This is a genomic window from Providencia sp. PROV156 (assembly GCF_028480905.1).
Taxonomy (GTDB): domain Bacteria; phylum Pseudomonadota; class Gammaproteobacteria; order Enterobacterales; family Enterobacteriaceae; genus Providencia; species Providencia hangzhouensis.
The window spans coordinates 1-16,603 of sequence record NZ_JAMPPE010000045.1; the positions used below are offsets into that span (position 1 = coordinate 1).

The 16,603-nt window shown below is 40.1% G+C and carries 14 protein-coding genes; 4 read left to right on the forward strand and 10 right to left on the reverse strand.

Features of this window, described 5'->3' with window-relative positions; translation table 11 throughout:
• The 7 genes from PSF31_RS20645 to xerD all read right to left on the reverse strand — a co-directional run.
• Nucleotides 1–1,444: hypothetical protein (locus PSF31_RS20645; RefSeq protein ID WP_272683293.1), on the reverse strand; the 1,444-nt coding region annotated here is incomplete at its 3' end.
• Between the two features lie 20 nt (nt 1,445–1,464).
• Complete coding sequence (locus PSF31_RS20650; protein ID WP_096863165.1) at nt 1,465–2,019, reverse strand: hypothetical protein; 555 nt, start codon at nt 2,017–2,019, stop codon at nt 1,465–1,467.
• Nucleotides 2,020–2,866: 847 nt separating this feature from the next.
• On the reverse strand, nt 2,867–4,384 hold the full coding sequence (gene lysS / locus PSF31_RS20655) for a lysine--tRNA ligase (protein ID WP_004261800.1): 1,518 nt from the start codon (nt 4,382–4,384) through the stop codon (nt 2,867–2,869).
• A gap of 7 nt (nt 4,385–4,391) precedes the next feature.
• Nucleotides 4,392–5,493 (reverse strand): peptide chain release factor 2 gene (prfB, locus tag PSF31_RS20660; protein ID WP_096863166.1). Its coding sequence is split into 2 segments (ribosomal slippage): nt 4,392–5,414 and nt 5,416–5,493, totalling 1,101 coding nucleotides; the frame shifts between segments, so codons are not numbered across the junction.
• 128 nt (nt 5,494–5,621) lie between these two features.
• Nucleotides 5,622–7,355 carry a single-stranded-DNA-specific exonuclease RecJ gene (recJ, locus tag PSF31_RS20665; protein ID WP_096863167.1) on the reverse strand — a complete coding sequence of 578 codons (1,734 nt, stop codon included), beginning with the start codon at nt 7,353–7,355 and terminating at the stop codon, nt 5,622–5,624.
• A 9-nt stretch (nt 7,356–7,364) separates the two neighbouring features.
• Nucleotides 7,365–8,069 (reverse strand): bifunctional protein-disulfide isomerase/oxidoreductase DsbC, encoded by a 705-nt coding sequence (dsbC, locus tag PSF31_RS20670; RefSeq protein WP_096863312.1) that lies wholly within the window; start codon nt 8,067–8,069, stop codon nt 7,365–7,367.
• Nucleotides 8,070–8,090: 21 nt separating this feature from the next.
• Nucleotides 8,091–8,993: a site-specific tyrosine recombinase XerD gene (xerD, locus tag PSF31_RS20675; protein WP_004261814.1), complete on the reverse strand. Its 903-nt coding sequence runs from the start codon at nt 8,991–8,993 to the stop codon at nt 8,091–8,093.
• A 117-nt stretch (nt 8,994–9,110) separates the two neighbouring features.
• Here xerD and fldB point away from each other — a divergent pair, with 117 nt between their 5' ends.
• Nucleotides 9,111–9,629 carry a flavodoxin FldB gene (gene fldB / locus PSF31_RS20680; RefSeq protein WP_004261816.1) on the forward strand — a complete coding sequence of 173 codons (519 nt, stop codon included), beginning with the start codon at nt 9,111–9,113 and terminating at the stop codon, nt 9,627–9,629.
• A gap of 99 nt (nt 9,630–9,728) precedes the next feature.
• Here fldB and PSF31_RS20685 read toward each other — a convergent pair whose 3' ends face one another.
• Together PSF31_RS20685 and sdhE are read right to left on the reverse strand one after the other, a co-directional pair.
• Entirely contained in the window at nt 9,729–10,139 is a 411-nt protein-coding gene (locus PSF31_RS20685) for a protein YgfX (protein ID WP_036958456.1), read from the reverse strand.
• Complete coding sequence (sdhE, locus tag PSF31_RS20690; protein WP_004261864.1) at nt 10,120–10,386, reverse strand: FAD assembly factor SdhE; 267 nt, start codon at nt 10,384–10,386, stop codon at nt 10,120–10,122. The genes PSF31_RS20685 and sdhE overlap by 20 nt, the downstream gene beginning before the upstream one ends.
• Before the next feature lie 247 nt (nt 10,387–10,633).
• Between sdhE and ygfZ the strand changes: the two genes are divergently transcribed.
• The 3 genes from ygfZ (at nt 10,634) to PSF31_RS20705 (ending at nt 13,389) form a co-directional block, all read left to right on the forward strand.
• Nucleotides 10,634–11,617 carry a tRNA-modifying protein YgfZ gene (gene ygfZ / locus PSF31_RS20695; RefSeq protein ID WP_164561167.1) on the forward strand — a complete coding sequence of 328 codons (984 nt, stop codon included), beginning with the start codon at nt 10,634–10,636 and terminating at the stop codon, nt 11,615–11,617.
• 11 nt (nt 11,618–11,628) lie between these two features.
• Nucleotides 11,629–12,249, forward strand: coding sequence for an HD domain-containing protein (locus PSF31_RS20700; RefSeq protein ID WP_096863168.1), 621 nt, complete (start codon nt 11,629–11,631; stop codon nt 12,247–12,249).
• A gap of 243 nt (nt 12,250–12,492) precedes the next feature.
• Nucleotides 12,493–13,389 (forward strand): YncE family protein, encoded by an 897-nt coding sequence (locus tag PSF31_RS20705; protein WP_164561168.1) that lies wholly within the window; start codon nt 12,493–12,495, stop codon nt 13,387–13,389.
• Nucleotides 13,390–13,490: 101 nt separating this feature from the next.
• Here the strand turns inward: PSF31_RS20705 and gcvP are convergent, their stop codons facing one another.
• Nucleotides 13,491–16,367, reverse strand: coding sequence for an aminomethyl-transferring glycine dehydrogenase (gene gcvP, locus PSF31_RS20710; protein WP_096863170.1), 2,877 nt, complete (start codon nt 16,365–16,367; stop codon nt 13,491–13,493).
• Between the last annotated feature and the right edge of the window lie 236 nt (nt 16,368–16,603).

A 16,603-nucleotide genomic window follows, 5' to 3' on the forward strand; every position in this document is an offset into this window, starting at 1 on the left:
TTTGAGCTAACTGTTTTTCTAACGTATTTTGCGTACTTTGATATGAATTCAGCTGTTCTTGGGCAACTTTTAAGGCATTTTCTAATGCGACTTTTTGCTCAGCTTGTTCAGTTTTTTCCGCCAGAGAAGCTTGAATGCTTTTCGCTAATTGTTCTTTTTCGACTAACTGGGCTTGTAGTTGCTGGTTTTGTGACTCTAATGATTTACTTTTCTCTTGCTGAGCGACCAAAGAAGATTGGACATCATCTTTTTCACTTTTAGCCGTAGCTAATTCATTTTCTTTCTGTTTTAACAACTCTTTTTGCTGTAAAAGTTCAGCTGTCACTGACTTCATTTGTTCATCAGTATTACCAACAAGTTGCAGTTGATTTTTAGCCTCTGACTCCAATTTTGCAATATCAGCGGTTAATTGCTCAATTTTCAAATTTGCGGTAGCAAATTGTTGTTCTTTTTCTGCTAATTGCTGTTTAAGTTGGGCTTGTTCAACAACACTTTCATTTAATTGTTTCTCAAGCTGGGCAATCGTTTCTTGGGTTTGCTGATTTTCTTGACTTAATTGTTCAAGACTATTTTGCTTTTGCTCAATTGTTTTTTGGGCATCCGCCAATTTAGCCTTTAATGTGTCAATTAAAGACTGATCATCTGATGAATTTACAACCGCCTGTAGCTGGGCTATATGCTCTTTACTCTTCAGAACTTCGTCGTTTAGTTTATCAATCTCAAATTGTTTTTCGGTAATTGTCTGCGTTAATTGCGCAATACTCTTATTATGATTAATGAGTTCAGAAACGAGTTGATCATCATTGAGTAAATGATTATAGGCAATAAGCTGGCCTACTCCTTGAGCAATACCAAACTTATATAGATGTGTTAATTGCTGGCGTTCAATTAATTGTGCCAGTTGCTCAAGATAAGCAGAGGTATTAATACCTGTTGGCTTAGCAAATTTAGATGAATATAAGCCGAGTGGGTCAAGAACCAATTGATACTTTGCAAAATCTTTTGCTAGATAAGCAGGATCCCATTGGTTGCTTTGAAAAAAATAAGGGTAAGACGACAATAAAATAGGCGCTACGCCATTTTCTGTCGCCACCGCACACACTTCAGGAAAAGTCGTTTTTTCTGGCTCTACAGGGTCTGCTTTCGCTACATCTGCTTTCTTCGTTGATGTAGCAGCAGATTTACTTTTCCCTGTAGTTTTGCCTTTAGTTCCTTTATTCGCTGCCGCAGATTTTTGCTTCTCTTTTGGCGCTGGAACGGTAGATAGCGAAGAAAAGATATCATAACCTTGGTTTTGTGTATTAACTGGCAATTGTTGTTTTTGCTCTTGTACTTTGCCTTCTTTTTCCATTTGAAGGTAGGTATCAAAATCATCAATTACATTGTTAAAGCGCTCTGCTTTTGGAGCATGACTAAAAAAAGTCGTAACAAGTGCCAGTGACACACAAAGCCTAAGGTTTATTCTCATAATCCACTAATTTTCTTCAATGTTGATTCGGTAGACAATACTGAGTTATAACGAACTTTTGCACACAACACTTTGGTTTTAGACTCTATTGCCATTTGTAATAGTTCAATTGTGTCAGGGCTAGCAGTCCCTTCAACTTGTCGATATAGACGGTTGATTTCGCTAACTTCTTTAAATGAACCTACTAAGCGATTGTAATCTTTTGGTGATAGTGTTTTGAGCGCGTTTAATTCTTTAACACACGTATTCAAATGAGCAAATGTTTGCTGGTCAGCCCCCGCTTCACCATAAGTTGTAGAAGCAACTGGTGTACGGTTAATTGCGCTGTTTAAAACTTTTTGAGATTCAGGATAAGAGTTATCAACCTGACCTGGATTGGTATCAACAGTCGATTGTGTTACCGGCTGAGCGGTACTTGTATTGACTGTTTGTTTACTTGGAGTATTAGGTGTTGCTGTATTGTATGTGTCTGAACCAAATGTACAACCTGAAAGAAGAGCTGTACCTGCTATAAGCAAAAATGCAACATGAAATTTATTTTTTAAAAACATATGGTTACCTTACCAGCACTTTTCTTCGCTATTATAATGATGTCCAAAAAACTTAGTGTAAGCTAAAAATTAGCTATTTTCTATAAGCCCGAATGTAGAAATAGAGTCATCTCATAAATTTAGATTAACTTAACTTTAGTTTTAAAATTATTTTATTGCTACATTTCTATTAAATTTATGAGCTAATTTTCGCTAGCAGTCCTTATAAAGAGATAAATTAACACCTTTACCGGAATTTTTTATTATTTTATGTCAGATAACGATTAAGTTGCTCGATAAACCTTGCTAACAATTAGATACCTTTCAAGTAAATTCTCATTTTAGTTCTACCACCTGTAACAATTGTTAACAAATAAAATGATAACTAACAATAAATACGCCTACTTTTCATTTATCAAGCTGCTGACACACTTTAAACCTGTGACATGGCAATAACCGCCATCATTCAAAATATGGGTAACCTGCTTAATTCAATTCCAAAAACTAACAGCAATTAAAAATTACAAGAAAAATCAGATAGTTATAAAAAATCGAATTTATCGGCATTTCAGCTACATAATTTCCAACTACGTAATAAAGCATAGCAGTTATCTGTCGGAATTACTTATATTAAATTGATACGATTCGTAACTCAAATTTATTTTTAATAAAAATATAGCGTTCACATAGCCTTAATCACTCAAAAAACACTATTCAGTGATTTTATTCCATGTTACTCATTTAACGTCTAGTAAATGGTGTTTTATCTTTAACCTAAAATGAAGCATTTGAATAAAACATGAGGAAAGTAATATTGATTGCTTATAAATGTAAATATATGCCCGGAATTAACCGGGCATAATGGCATTTAAGCTTTGCTAGGACGTAAAGCGGGGAATAAAATAACATCGCGAATAGTATGGCTGTTAGTGAATAACATCACCATACGGTCAATACCAATGCCTAAACCTGCTGTTGGCGGTAAACCATGTTCTAATGCGGTGACATAGTCTTCATCATAGAACATTGCTTCGTCATCACCTTCATCTTTTTGACGTACTTGCTCAGCAAAACGCTCAGCTTGATCTTCTGCGTCATTTAATTCCGAGAAACCGTTACCGATTTCACGACCACCAATGAAGAATTCAAAACGGTCGGTAATAAATGGGTTGTCATCATTACGACGCGCTAACGGCGAAACTTCAGCTGGGTACTCAGTAATAAATGTTGGCTGAATCAAGTGGCTTTCTGCAACTTCTTCGAAGATTTCACACTGTACGCGGCCTAAGCCCCAGCTCTTTTCAATCTTAATACCGATAGACTGAGCAATTGCCACCGCTTTATCCATATCATCCAAATCAGCAACATTCGTTTCTGGACGATATTTGCAAATAGCTTCTTTCATCGTCATTTTAGTAAATGGCTTACCAAAATCGAACTCTTGTTCGCCATACTGAACAACAGTATTACCTAACACTTTTTGTGTCAGTGTACGGAACAAATCTTCTGTCAATGCGATTAGATCACGGTAATCAGCATAAGCCATATAGAGTTCCATCATTGTGAACTCTGGATTATGACGTGGGGATAACCCCTCATTACGGAAGTTACGGTTGATTTCAAATACGCGTTCGAAACCACCTACAACTAAGCGTTTCAGGTATAATTCAGGTGCGATACGTAAGTACATATCGATATCTAATGCATTATGGTGAGTCACAAATGGACGCGCAGAAGCACCACCAGGGATGACCTGCATCATTGGTGTTTCCACTTCCATAAAACCGTAGCTAACCATAAAGTTACGTACTTCAGCTAGGATCTTAGAACGAACAATAAAAGTATGACGAGATTCATCATTCGCAATTAAGTCAAGGTAACGCTGACGATAACGTGTTTCTTGGTCTGATAAACCGTGGAATTTGTCAGGCAATGGACGCAACGCTTTGGTTAATAAACGAACTTCATGACAATGAACAGTTAACTCACCCGTTTTGGTTTTAAATAAACGGCCTTTAGCACCTAAAATATCGCCTAAGTCCCATTTTTTAAACTGTTCGTTATAGATGCCTTCCGCTAAATCATCACGCGATACATAAATTTGAATGCGTCCGCCAACGTCCTGTAACGTTGCAAACGAAGCTTTACCCATAATACGACGAGTCATCATACGGCCAGCAATCGACACTTCAATATTTAGGTCTTCAAGCTCTTCTGAGGTTTTATCATCATATTGCGCATGAATTTTATCGGAAATATCTTCACGACGAAAATCGTTTGGAAATGGAATACCCTTTTCACGCAGTGCCGCTAATTTTTCTTTACGTGCTTTAAGTTCGTTATTCAAATCAGGTGCTTGTTCAACACCTTGTTGTTCCTGAGACATTTTTTCCTCACAGGCCAGCTTTTAAACTAGCTTCAATGAATTTATCCAAATCACCATCCAGTACGGCTTGCGTGTTACGCGTTTCCACACCAGTACGTAAATCTTTAATTCTTGCATCATCAAGGACATAAGAACGAATCTGGCTTCCCCAGCCAATATCAGATTTGTTCTCTTCCATCGCTTGCTTGTCTGCATTTTTCTTTTGCATTTCCAGTTCGTATAGCTTCGCTTTTAACTGTCGCATAGCTTGGTCTTTATTTTTATGCTGCGAACGGTCATTCTGGCATTGCGTCACAATATTGGTTGGAATATGTGTGATACGTACCGCTGATTCCGTTTTGTTTACGTGCTGACCACCCGCACCAGAAGCACGGTATACATCAATACGCAAATCCGCTGGATTGATTTCGATATCAATATCATCATCAACTTCAGGATAAATAAACGCAGAACTAAAAGAAGTATGGCGACGCCCTCCTGAGTCAAACGGACTCTTACGAACCAAACGGTGAACACCAGTTTCCGTTCTTAACCACCCGTAGGCATAGTCACCAATAATTTTGACTGTTGCCGATTTTAGCCCAGCAACATCACCATCAGACTCTTCGATAATCTCGGTTTTAAAGCCCTTTGACTCGGCCCAACGCAAGTACATACGCAATAACATACTTGCCCAATCTTGAGCTTCAGTACCGCCAGAACCCGCTTGTAAATCAATGTAGCAATCTGCACTATCGTATTCGCCAGAGAACATACGGCGAAATTCAAGTTGCTCTAATTTGCCTTCTAATTGCTCTAGTTCAGCTTCAGCTTCATTGAATGTGTCTTCGTCATCAGCTTCAACCGCAAGCTCTAATAAACCTTCAACATCTTCAAGGCCTTGCGTCATCTGGTCAATCGTTTCAACAATTGCTTCAAGAGATGAGCGTTCTTTACCAAGGGCTTGCGCTCTCTCGGGTTCATTCCACACATCAGGCTGTTCAAGCTCAGCATTGACTTCTTCTAAGCGTTCTTTCTTGGCATCATAGTCAAAGATACCCCCTCAGAACCACTGTCCGTTCAGACAGGTCCTGAATCTTATTTTTTACTGGGTTTATTTCAAACGTCATTTTTCAATATCTTATGGTTAGTCAAAAATAATTTTTTATTCACAAACCGCTTAGTATAGCGGAATTTATCTCATGTTTATAGCGCCATCAAACGCTATTTGCTGGTTATTCCGCCGTTTATGATAGGCTTAATCAGGCCAAATATGCTCAATCATTAGCTGGACGTTTTTTTGTCCACGATATTCGTTCACATCTAATTTAAAGGCTATTTTCGCTTTTTTGATGCTGTTATCTGGCCATCGACGAACATCAATATTAAACATAATTGCATCTAACATTGGCCCACCATTCACGGGTTCCAGCATAAGTTTCAAATGGCGCTCACCAACAAGCCTTTGCTGTAATAATTGGAATTCACCATCAAATATAGGTTCCGGAAATGCTTGTCCCCATGGGCCACTTTCTCGAATAAGTTCAGCAGTTTCTAAACAAAACTCATTGCGTGAAAGTTCGCCATCACTCCAGATTACCCCAGCCAATTGCTCAGGTTGAACTAATTCACCCATCAATAATTCAAAGTGATGTTTAAAAGCGTCAAATTGATCAACATGCAAAGTTAAGCCTGCTGCCATTGCATGGCCACCAAATTTTTGCATAATCCCGGGTTGTAATGTATTTAACCGTTCTAATGCATCCCGCATATGGACACCCTGAATGGAACGCCCAGAACCTTTTAATAAACCATCACCCGCAGGAGCAAAAGCGATAACAGGACGATGATATTGTTCTTTGATCCTTGAGGCGAGTATACCGACAACCCCCTGATGCCATTCAGGATGATAAATGGCTAAGCCATTTGGTAACTGGCTTTCACCGTATTCGAATTGATTAAAAAGCACGAGCGCTTCTTGCTGCATACCCGCTTCAATCTCACGGCGAGTTTGATTCAGCCCATCTAACTCATTTGCCAGTTCCCTTGCATACGCCATATCGTCTGTCAGTAATAATTCAATGCTCACTGACATATCATCTAATCTGCCTGCCGCATTTAGCCTAGGGCCAAGCGCAAACCCAAAATCATTTGCCACTAGTCTTGATAAATCACGTTTGGAAACCTCAATGAGGGCTTTAATACCCGCGCAACAGCGCCCAGCTCTAACACGATTTAGCCCTTGGTGAACTAAAATGCGGTTATTTGTATCAAGAGGAACCACATCTGCAACAGTTCCTAATGCAACCAAATCAAGGTACTCGGCTAAATTAGGCTCTGCTAGCCCTTGCTGCACAAACCACCCTTGCTGACGTAGATATGCACGTAAGGCAGACATTAAATAAAATGTGACACCAACCCCAGCTAATGATTTAGATGCAAAGCAACATTCATTTAAGTTCGGGTTGATTATCGCATCCGCAGCAGGCAAAGTTTCCCCCGGCAGATGGTGATCGGTAATAATTACATTCATTCCATATTGATTAGCTACTGCAACCCCTTCATGGGATGAGATGCCATTATCAACGGTAATAATGAGATTCGTTCCGCGTTTACGGGCTTCTTCGACAACCAATGGCGTTAATCCATAACCATTTTCAAAACGGTTCGGAACGATATAATTGATATTTCTATATCCCATTGATTTTAGAGCTCTAATAGCTAATGCCGTACTGGTTGCTCCATCCGCATCGAAATCCCCAACAATAGTAATAGCTTCATGTTCATTTAACGCACGATAAAGTAGGGGCAATGCCTTATCAACACCCGATAATGTCCGATAATCCAATAAATTAGCTGCTTTGCGCTCTAACTGATTGATATCCGTGATGCCCCGATGCTGGTAAATTCGTTGTAATAGCTCAGGCAAGCCAGGAAGTTGAGCGGCAGAACTTTGCTGCTGTCTTTGTTGTAAGAGTGTTTCTACATTCACAATAATTAACTATTTTTCGTTGAGTAATTGAACAAGGGCATCCGGTTTCATGTAGCCAGGCAGTAATTGCCCATCCGGTAGGATGATTGCTGGTGTTCCCGTCACTTTGAATAAATTACCCACACTCATATGTTTACTTAGGTCAATTTTGCAATCTTCAATCATGGCAACTTCTTCACCTTTAAACGCTTGAGTTAATGCTTTTTGTTGTAGGCCATTGCACCAAATAGATGCCATTTTCTTTCCTACGTCGCTATCTGCACCTTGGCGTGGATAAGCCAGATAACGCACCGTAACACCTTGGCTGTTTAATTCACCAACAGATTCATGTAATTTTTTACAATAACCACAGCTAATATCGGTAAAAACTGTCACAACATGCTTTTCCTGAGGGGCTTTGAAGATAATCATTTCATCTTTGAGCGCTTCTACTTTTTTCATTAATGGCTGATTACTGATATTGACTGGATTTTTACCGCTCATATCATAAATTGGCCCTTGCAATAAATATTTGCCATCATCAGTGATATAAACAACCCCTGTTGTGGTTTCAACAACATTCAGCCCAACGATTGGCGAAGGTTTAATTACCTCAACAACCATGTTGTATTTTTCCAAAGTATCACGGATAACTTTTTCTTCTGTTGCCCCATAGACCGTGGAAGTCACAGTCGCAATACATGCAGCAGCCAATAATAACAATTTGCGTTTCATAGATAGTCCTTTAATCATGCATCACCCCCTTGGATGATGCTGCTCATGCAATACTCGTAACCGTTCAGTAGCAACATGAGTATAAATTTGGGTGGTTGAAAGATCACTATGACCTAACAACATTTGTACCACGCGTAAATCTGCCCCATGATTGAGTAAATGGGTTGCAAATGCGTGTCTAAGAACATGCGGTGAGAGTAGCTCGCTATCAATATGTGCAAGTACTGCATAATATTTTATTCGATGCCAAAACGTTTGCCGAGTCATTTTCGTGCCACGCTTACTCGGGAATAGAATATCGCTAGTTTTGCCATTTAATAAATCTGGGCGACCTTCATCAATGTATTTCTCTAGCCAATATATTGCCTCTTCCCCCAAGGGAATCAATCTTTCTTTATCACCTTTACCAACAACGCGAATAACCCCCTGCCGCAAGCTAATATCTGAAAAAGTTAAGCCGATTAATTCAGAAACACGCAAACCACAAGCATATAGCACTTCCAACATGGCCTTATCACGTAGTTCTAAAGCATCTTCGGTAGCAGGGGCATTTAATAAATCTTCAACTTGTTTTTCACTTAAATCTTTGGGTAAACGCTGCGGAATTTTGGGGGCAGCAATCACCGCAGAAGGGTCATCCAGACGGATTTTCTCCCGATACAAATATTGAAATAACCTACGCATCGCACTTAATAAACGTGCTGAACTGGTTGCTTTATATCCACAATCAATACGTTCCGCAAAAAAAGATTGTAAGTCAATTGATTGAACACTTTCTAAATGCAACTGATGCGCATCAAGCCATTTATCTAATAGTTGAAGGTCATTACGATAAGAAGCCAATGTATTTTCGGCTAGATCTTGTTCAAGCCAAATTGTATCAAGAAATTGTTCAATTAATGGATTAAGTTGTTTTGTTTCCACGACAGATAAGCTTCCTTTAGATAATACCACACGATTCTATTATGCCTGAATGTGGCTGCTTCTGTTACAATATCTCTCTTGTGATGAAAACCATAGCTGGACATAGTAATAATATATATGAAAATAGGTCTTTTTTACGGTTCTAGTACCTGTTATACCGAAATGGTTGCAGAAAAAATACGTGATATTCTCGGCGATGATTTAGTCACATTGCATAACGTTAACGATACACCGCCAGCAGAAATGGAACAGTATGATGTTCTTATTTTGGGAATACCTACGTGGGATTTTGGTGAAATACAGGAAGATTGGCTTGAAATTTGGGAAGCGCTTCCCAATCTTAACCTCGCAAATAAAATCATTGCGATGTATGGACTGGGTGACCAAATAGATTATGGCGAGTGGTTTCTTGATGCCCTTGGCATGCTCTATCATCAACTAAAACCAACTGGCGCTAAATTTGTCGGTTTCTGGCCAACTGAAGGCTATACCTTTGATAGCCCTAAACCACTCAATGAAACTGGTGATATGTTTGTTGGGCTGGCATTAGATGAAGTCCACCAGTTTGAACAGACCGATGAACGTATTGCGCAGTGGTGTGTGCAGATTTTTCAGGAAATTGAAGCGCTATTATGATGCAAGTTTATATGTACTTGCTCAGCGAACCCCCAAAGTGAGGGTTACCTACCCTACACTAGGCTACCAATTTGATTTATCACCTATGATTTTGGTAGCCTAAATATCCGGATATTGCAGCAATAATTGGTTTAAATTACGCCAATTCTCTTCCGACAATGCGTCTTTTGCAACCCACAAATGGAGCTTTTGTGGTTTACCTTGTAACGCTTCTAGTGTCAGTAATATACCATAGCGGGTAAGCCAAGGTGCTTTCAGTATTCTCCATTCATTTTTCTTCCACTGAACCTTATTGCCATTAACCAGTACAGCAACCCCTTTTATTTTACTGATATTTTTCTGGCTCTTTGCCCAACTCGCAACGACAACCACTAATAGCGGCAACCATATCATTGAGTTACCAGGGGACCATGGAGCCAATAGTAAAAACATCCCAATGACCCCATGAACACAGGTTGAGAACAGTTGGGTTTTCCATGAAATGGAGAGATTAGATTTCCACAGGACCACGATTTTTATTTTTTTCCTGAATCAGTTTAATCATACGAAAAAGTTCGTCATCATCTGGACGACCGTGATTCATTAGCCAATTGAATAAATCAGGGTCCGCACATTCTAATAAACGGACAAATACCTGCTTATCGTGAGTTGTTAGGTCATCATATTCATACTCAAAAAACGGCATGATTGAAATATCTAATTCACGCATACCACGGCGGCATGCCCAATGAATTCGCGCTTTATTCTCAATATCCATTCTACTACGGCCTTTTTTGCAGTTAACTGATTAGATTGATTATTTTCCATACTCTAACAGATTATCCGCTAAGAAAACATGTTATAGACTACATTGTTGTAATTTTAGTAGTAAAATACCGTTTTTCTACAAACAGATGATAAAAAACTATTAGATAATACAGCTTCATCATAATAACTACTTGCAATGTTATCTAGCTATTTTACCATTAGGCACCTTTATCTATCAAAGAACAACAGGTGAAATCATGACTAACCAAATTGATAGTACACAGCAATTCCCTCTCGGATCTCAGTCTTTACCACTCGTTTTGATTTCACTGGAAAACTGGGAACTTATTCACCTCCACGGCGCCGATGCAGAAAAATACCTGCAAGGCCAAGTAACCGCAGATATCGCCACACTCAAGCAATCACATGCATTAACCGCACATTGTGATCCTAAAGGTAAGATGTGGAGCGACCTCCGCCTATTCCATCATTTAGATGGCTACTCATATTTATTAAGAACCAGCGTTGCCGACTCACAACTCGCCGAACTGAAAAAATATGCTGTTTTTTCGAAAGTCACCTTTGAAAAAAAACCAGAACTGAAATTAGTCGGAGTCGCGGGTAAAGGCGCTAGAGAAGCACTGGCAACATTATTTACTGCATTACCTGACGCTCAAAACCAAGTAGTTACAGACGACGCCTCCACAATATTACATTTTGCATTACCCACAGAGCGTTTTTTAGTGATCACTAACGAAGAAACGGCACAAAAAATGGCCCAAACCTTAGGTGCTATTCAGGTCAACGATGAACAATGGTTAGCCCTTGATATCGAAGCCGGTTTTGCGGTTATCGATCAACAAAATAGTGCCCAACATTTACCTCAAGCAACCAACTTACAAGCCCTACCTGATGGTATTAGCTTTAAAAAAGGCTGTTATACCGGTCAAGAAATGGTTGCCCGTGCAAAATTCCGTGGTGCAAATAAACGTGCGATGTACACCTTAAAAGGTACAGGTACCACTATTCCTGTCGTTGGTGAAGGTGTGGAATGGCAGCTTGGTGATAAATGGCGCCGTACAGGAACTGTTTTAGCTGCTATTCGCTTAGGTAGCGGCGAAATCTATGTGCAAGTCATTATGAATAACGATATGGAAGCGGATAGCGTTTTCCGTGTTATGGGGGATGAGCAAAGTCGTCTAACTATCGCACCATTACCTTATTCATTAGAAGAGAATTAATTGGAGTTTTTATGTCATCTGCATTAGGTAGCAAGCCCGTAGAGGTGGTTAATTTTGGGGCTTTTACCGAAGTCGTCCAATTTTTGATGGAATTAGATAAACTCAAAAGTGTTTATCGTAAGAATAAATTATTGAACCGTGAACGCCAAGAAAACACAGCAGAACACAGCTGGCAATTTGCCGTTGCAGCAATGAGTTTTGCACCTTATGTTCAAGGCATTAATATCGAACATGCGATAAAACTTGCCCTCGTTCATGACATTGTTGAAATTGATGCAGGTGATGTATTGGTATTTGATAATGCCGCTCGTGATGCTATTCATGAAGAAGAAGTTAAAGCGGCTAAGCGTATTTTTAACTTACTGCCTAGCCCGCAAAATGAAACGCTATTAGCTCTGTGGAATGAATATGATGCATTAGAAACCCCGGAATCTGTGTATGCGAATGCCATTGACCGAGCGATGCCGATGCTGATGAACCTGCATAATCAAGGCCAAAGTTGGGTCGAAAACCACATTCGTCTGGAACAAGTTCTCAGTAAATGTGATTATATTCAGCAGATCCTACCTGAATTTTATCAACAACTTAAATTACAATTGGAACTCGCTCAGCAAAAAGGCTGGTTACTGTAATTTATGTCAGAAGCGGCTACAAAGCCGCTTTATTTAACGTGTTACACTCATCTAATCTATGTGTATTACCCACAGCAAGATATACTTTTCACTAATTCATTATTTTGATTTAAATAATAAACCACTTTATATTTTTTAATAATTATTAATCTCGACTTATATAGAAATACCAATATTAATAACTTGCCAATTATTAATATCGCTCCTATCTTTATCATTGAACATTTGCCAAAGAGGTTTAAAATGGAAAAATTCAATGAATATTCAAATCCTTACCTTTTACTTCTAGATGTCCATTCACCCGCTATAATTCAATTCAATAAATCAACACACCAAACAATCCCAATTATCGAAGGACTCGGTGGAACCCCTGATGGTATTGCCGTTGACCCTGCTAACCGATTAATTTATTGGAGTAATATGGGTGAAGATTATGAGGCTGACGATGGCTCCATTAATGTGATGAATTTTGATGGTACTGGCAGAAAAATACTATTGGGCAACGGAAAGATAAGAACGCCAAAACAATTGCATCTTGATTTAGTAAATCAACGATTATATTGGTGTGATCGTGAAGGAGGTATGGTTTCATCATGTAATATTGATGGTTCTGATTTATTCGTCCATGTAGCAAGACCCCGAGATAAACACAATAAAGTAGATATATTAGACCAATGTGTTGGCATTACTGTTGATGTCACAAATAATTGGATTTACTGGACTCAGAAAGGGACCCCTAAAGGTAATTTAGGTCGTATTTTTAGGGTGCCATTAACGCCTAAAATCCAACAATCGGCCAATCAACGAACTGATATTCAATTACTCCTTCAAGACCTCCCCGAACCTATTGATTTATTGCTTGATAAAGAAAACCATATTTTATATTGGACAGATAGAGGCGCTGAGCCCGATGGTAATAGCTTAAATTGTGCCAATATTTCTGCTGATGGATTAAGCCATTACAAGGTGATAAGCCGTGGTTTTAAAGAGGCTATTGGACTCACATATGATAAGCCTGCACAACTGATGTATGTGGCTGACCTTAATGGAGGGGTTTACCGAGTAATTATAGAAACAGGTGCTGTGGAAAAGCTACACCAAGGTAAAAATTATACGGGTATCTCACAATATTTAGGTTAAATAAATCCTAAATAAATAAAGGCTTGAATTCAGTAACTCACCGAAATCAAGCCTAAAGAGTATTTAATTCACATTATATAATGGAAGTGTGCGATATATTCCTACATATAATCTTCAATCGGCACACATGAGCAGTGTAAATGACGATCCCCATACACATCATCAAGCCGTTTTACTGCTGGCCAGTATTTATTCGCTTTCGTTTGTGCTGTTGGGAATGCTGCGAGTTCACGGCTATAACTATGAGGCCACTCCCCGGCTAGCTCCGTTTGCACATGAGGCGAATTCACGAGAGGGTTATCTTCTAGTGTCCACTGCCCTTTCACGACTTGGTCAATTTCATCGCGTATCGCTAACATGGCGTCAATAAACCGATCAATTTCAGTTATGCTTTCAGACTCTGTCGGTTCAATCATTAATGTCCCTGCTACAGGGAAAGACATGGTTGGCGCATGAAAACCATAATCAATTAAGCGCTTAGCGATATCGAGCTCACTGATACCTGTATCTCTTTTAATTGGACGTAAATCGACAATACATTCATGGGCAACATAGCCTTCTTGCCCTGTATATAAAATGTCATAACGGCCAGAAAGACGCTTGGCAATATAATTCGCATTTAAAATAGCAACTTGGCTAGCTTTACGTAGACCATAAGAGCCCATCATACGAATATACATCCAGCTAATTGGCAAAATTGATGCACTGCCAAATGGGGCTGCAGATACCGCACCTTGGTCAGTTAACATTTCTTGCTCAACCACAGAATGCCCCGGTACGAACGGTGCCAAGTGTTTTTTCACACCGATAGGCCCCATACCTGGTCCGCCACCACCGTGAGGGATACAGAATGTTTTATGCAAATTCAGATGAGAAACATCCGCACCAATAAAGCCCGGTGTTGTTAACCCAACCTGAGCATTCATATTTGCACCATCAAGATAGACTTGACCACCATATTGGTGAATAATTTCACACACTTCACGAATACTTTCTTCATATACCCCGTGGGTTGATGGGTAAGTTACCATCACACAAGAAAGTGCTTCGCTATGTTGCTGAGCTTTTTCACGTAAATCCACTAAATCGATATTACCTTCATCATCACAACGCACTACTACCACTTCCATACCCGCCATATGCGCAGAGGCAGGATTGGTACCGTGAGCAGAAGCCGGGATCAAACAAATATTTCGCTCCCCTTCATTGCGACTCTCATGATAGCGACGAATAGCCAATAAACCGGCATATTCACCTTGAGCCCCTGAGTTAGGTTGCATACATACAGCATCATAACCGGTCAATTGCACTAACCAATGGGAAAGTTGCTCTATCATTTGGTGATAACCTTGAGCCTGCTCAGGTGGGCAGAATGGGTGTAGCTCGCCAAATTCAGGCCAAGTAATTGGGATCATTTCCGCAGCCGCATTAAGCTTCATCGTACAAGAACCCAGAGGGATCATAGCTTGGTTTAAGGCTAAATCTTTGCGCTCTAAACTATGCATATAGCGCATCATTTCGGTTTCACTATGGTAACGATGAAAATTTGGATGAGCTAAAATTTCATCATCACGTAACATAGTGCTTGGGATCGCTTGCTCTGTCGCTGAAACAGATTGGTCTAGTTTTTCAAAATCTAACTTAGCTTCAACACCTGTGATCACCGCAAACAATTCATTTAAATCTTGGCGAGTCGTGATTTCACTAAAAGTCACGCCAACTGCACCACGAATATCAGTACGTAAATTCACTTTGGCTTTTTCAGCACGCGCTAGCACCGCTGTTTTGTCAGCGACTTCAATACATAACGTATCAAACCAAGTTTTATGGCGTGATGTAAAACCTGCGTCTGCTAATGCCTTGGCAAAAATAGTGCTGAAGCGATGAATACGCTCTGCAATTATTTTCAGCCCTTTTGGCCCATGATAAACCGCATACATGGCTGCGATATTGGCTAACAGCACTTGGGATGTACAAATATTCGAGTTCGCTTTTTCACGGCGAATATGTTGTTCACGGGTTTGCATCGCCATACGCAGTGCGGTATTACCTGCTGCATCCCGTGACACACCGATAATACGTCCAGGCATTGCCCGTTTAAATTCGTCACGACAAGCAAAGAAGGCCGCATGTGGCCCACCATACCCCATCGGGACGCCAAAACGCTGTGCTGAACCGAAGACAATATCCGCCCCTTGCTTACCCGGTGCAGTGAGCAATACTAGCGCCATCATATCTGCTGCAACGCAACTGACAATTTTACGCTCTTTTAATTGGGCAAATAGCGAACTGTAGTCATGGACATTACCTGTCGTGCCAACCTGTTGAAGTAACACACCAAAAACACCTTCGTGTTCCAGTGCTTTCTCTGCGCTATCCACGATCACTTCAAAACCAAAAGTCCCCGCACGTGTGCGAACAACATCCAGAGTTTGCGGATGAACATCATCCGCCACAAAGAAACGTTCTGCATCTTTCAGTTTGCTGATCCGTTTTGCCATCGCCATAGCTTCTGCCGCAGCGGTGGCTTCGTCCAATAACGATGCAGAAGCAAGGTCTAACCCCGTAAGGTCGATAGTTAACTGTTGAAAATTCAGTAATGATTCTAAACGGCCTTGTGACACCTCCGGTTGATATGGCGTATAAGCGGTATACCAACCCGGGTTTTCTAATAAATTACGCAAGATAACTGGCGGAAGCACAGCAGGGGCATATCCCATACCAATATAACTTTTGTAGCGTTTATTGAGTGACGCTATTGCTTTTAATTCCGCTAAAGCTTCTTGCTCAGTTGCTCCACCCCCCACTCTTGGCGGCTCTGTAAGCAAAATGGCTTTGGGGACAATTTTGCCCATCAAGGCATCTAATGACGTTGCACCCACGGTGTCTAACATGGTTTTTAATTGTTGTTCTGATGAACCAATGTGGCGCGAAATGAATTCTGAACGATTTTCTAATTGACTCAGTGACATCGACATATCTGTGTTCCCATCCTTTGTCTGCTATGCATAAGTTGTAGGGCGGTTATTACGGAACTTGCGAGATAACGCTTAAAATCAATGATATTGCGGTTGTTTCTTGTTTCTAACTAATTAGATTTTATCAATCCTCTAAATAGCTCATCTTATGGCTATCACTAAAAAGTGTTTATTCTAAATAGGTTGCGTTGTGGCTAGGCGGCAAGCAAATGAGACCCTAGGAGCATACACCAGTA

Excerpts from the sequence above, each read along its gene's own strand:
- PSF31_RS20650 (WP_096863165.1), bottom strand. The coding sequence starts at position 2,019 with ATGTTTTTAAAAAATAAATTTCATGTTGCATTTTTGCTTATAGCAGGT.
- lysS (WP_004261800.1), bottom strand. The coding sequence starts at position 4,384 with ATGTCTCAGGAACAACAAGGTGTTGAACAAGCACCTGATTTGAATAAC.
- dsbC (WP_096863312.1), bottom strand. The coding sequence starts at position 8,069 with ATGAAACGCAAATTGTTATTATTGGCTGCTGCATGTATTGCGACTGTG.
- fldB (WP_004261816.1), top strand. The coding sequence starts at position 9,111 with ATGAAAATAGGTCTTTTTTACGGTTCTAGTACCTGTTATACCGAAATG.
- sdhE (WP_004261864.1), bottom strand. The coding sequence starts at position 10,386 with ATGGATATTGAGAATAAAGCGCGAATTCATTGGGCATGCCGCCGTGGT.
- ygfZ (WP_164561167.1), top strand. The coding sequence starts at position 10,634 with ATGACTAACCAAATTGATAGTACACAGCAATTCCCTCTCGGATCTCAG.
- PSF31_RS20700 (WP_096863168.1), top strand. The coding sequence starts at position 11,629 with ATGTCATCTGCATTAGGTAGCAAGCCCGTAGAGGTGGTTAATTTTGGG.
- PSF31_RS20705 (WP_164561168.1), top strand. The coding sequence starts at position 12,493 with ATGGAAAAATTCAATGAATATTCAAATCCTTACCTTTTACTTCTAGAT.
- gcvP (WP_096863170.1), bottom strand. The coding sequence starts at position 16,367 with ATGTCGATGTCACTGAGTCAATTAGAAAATCGTTCAGAATTCATTTCG.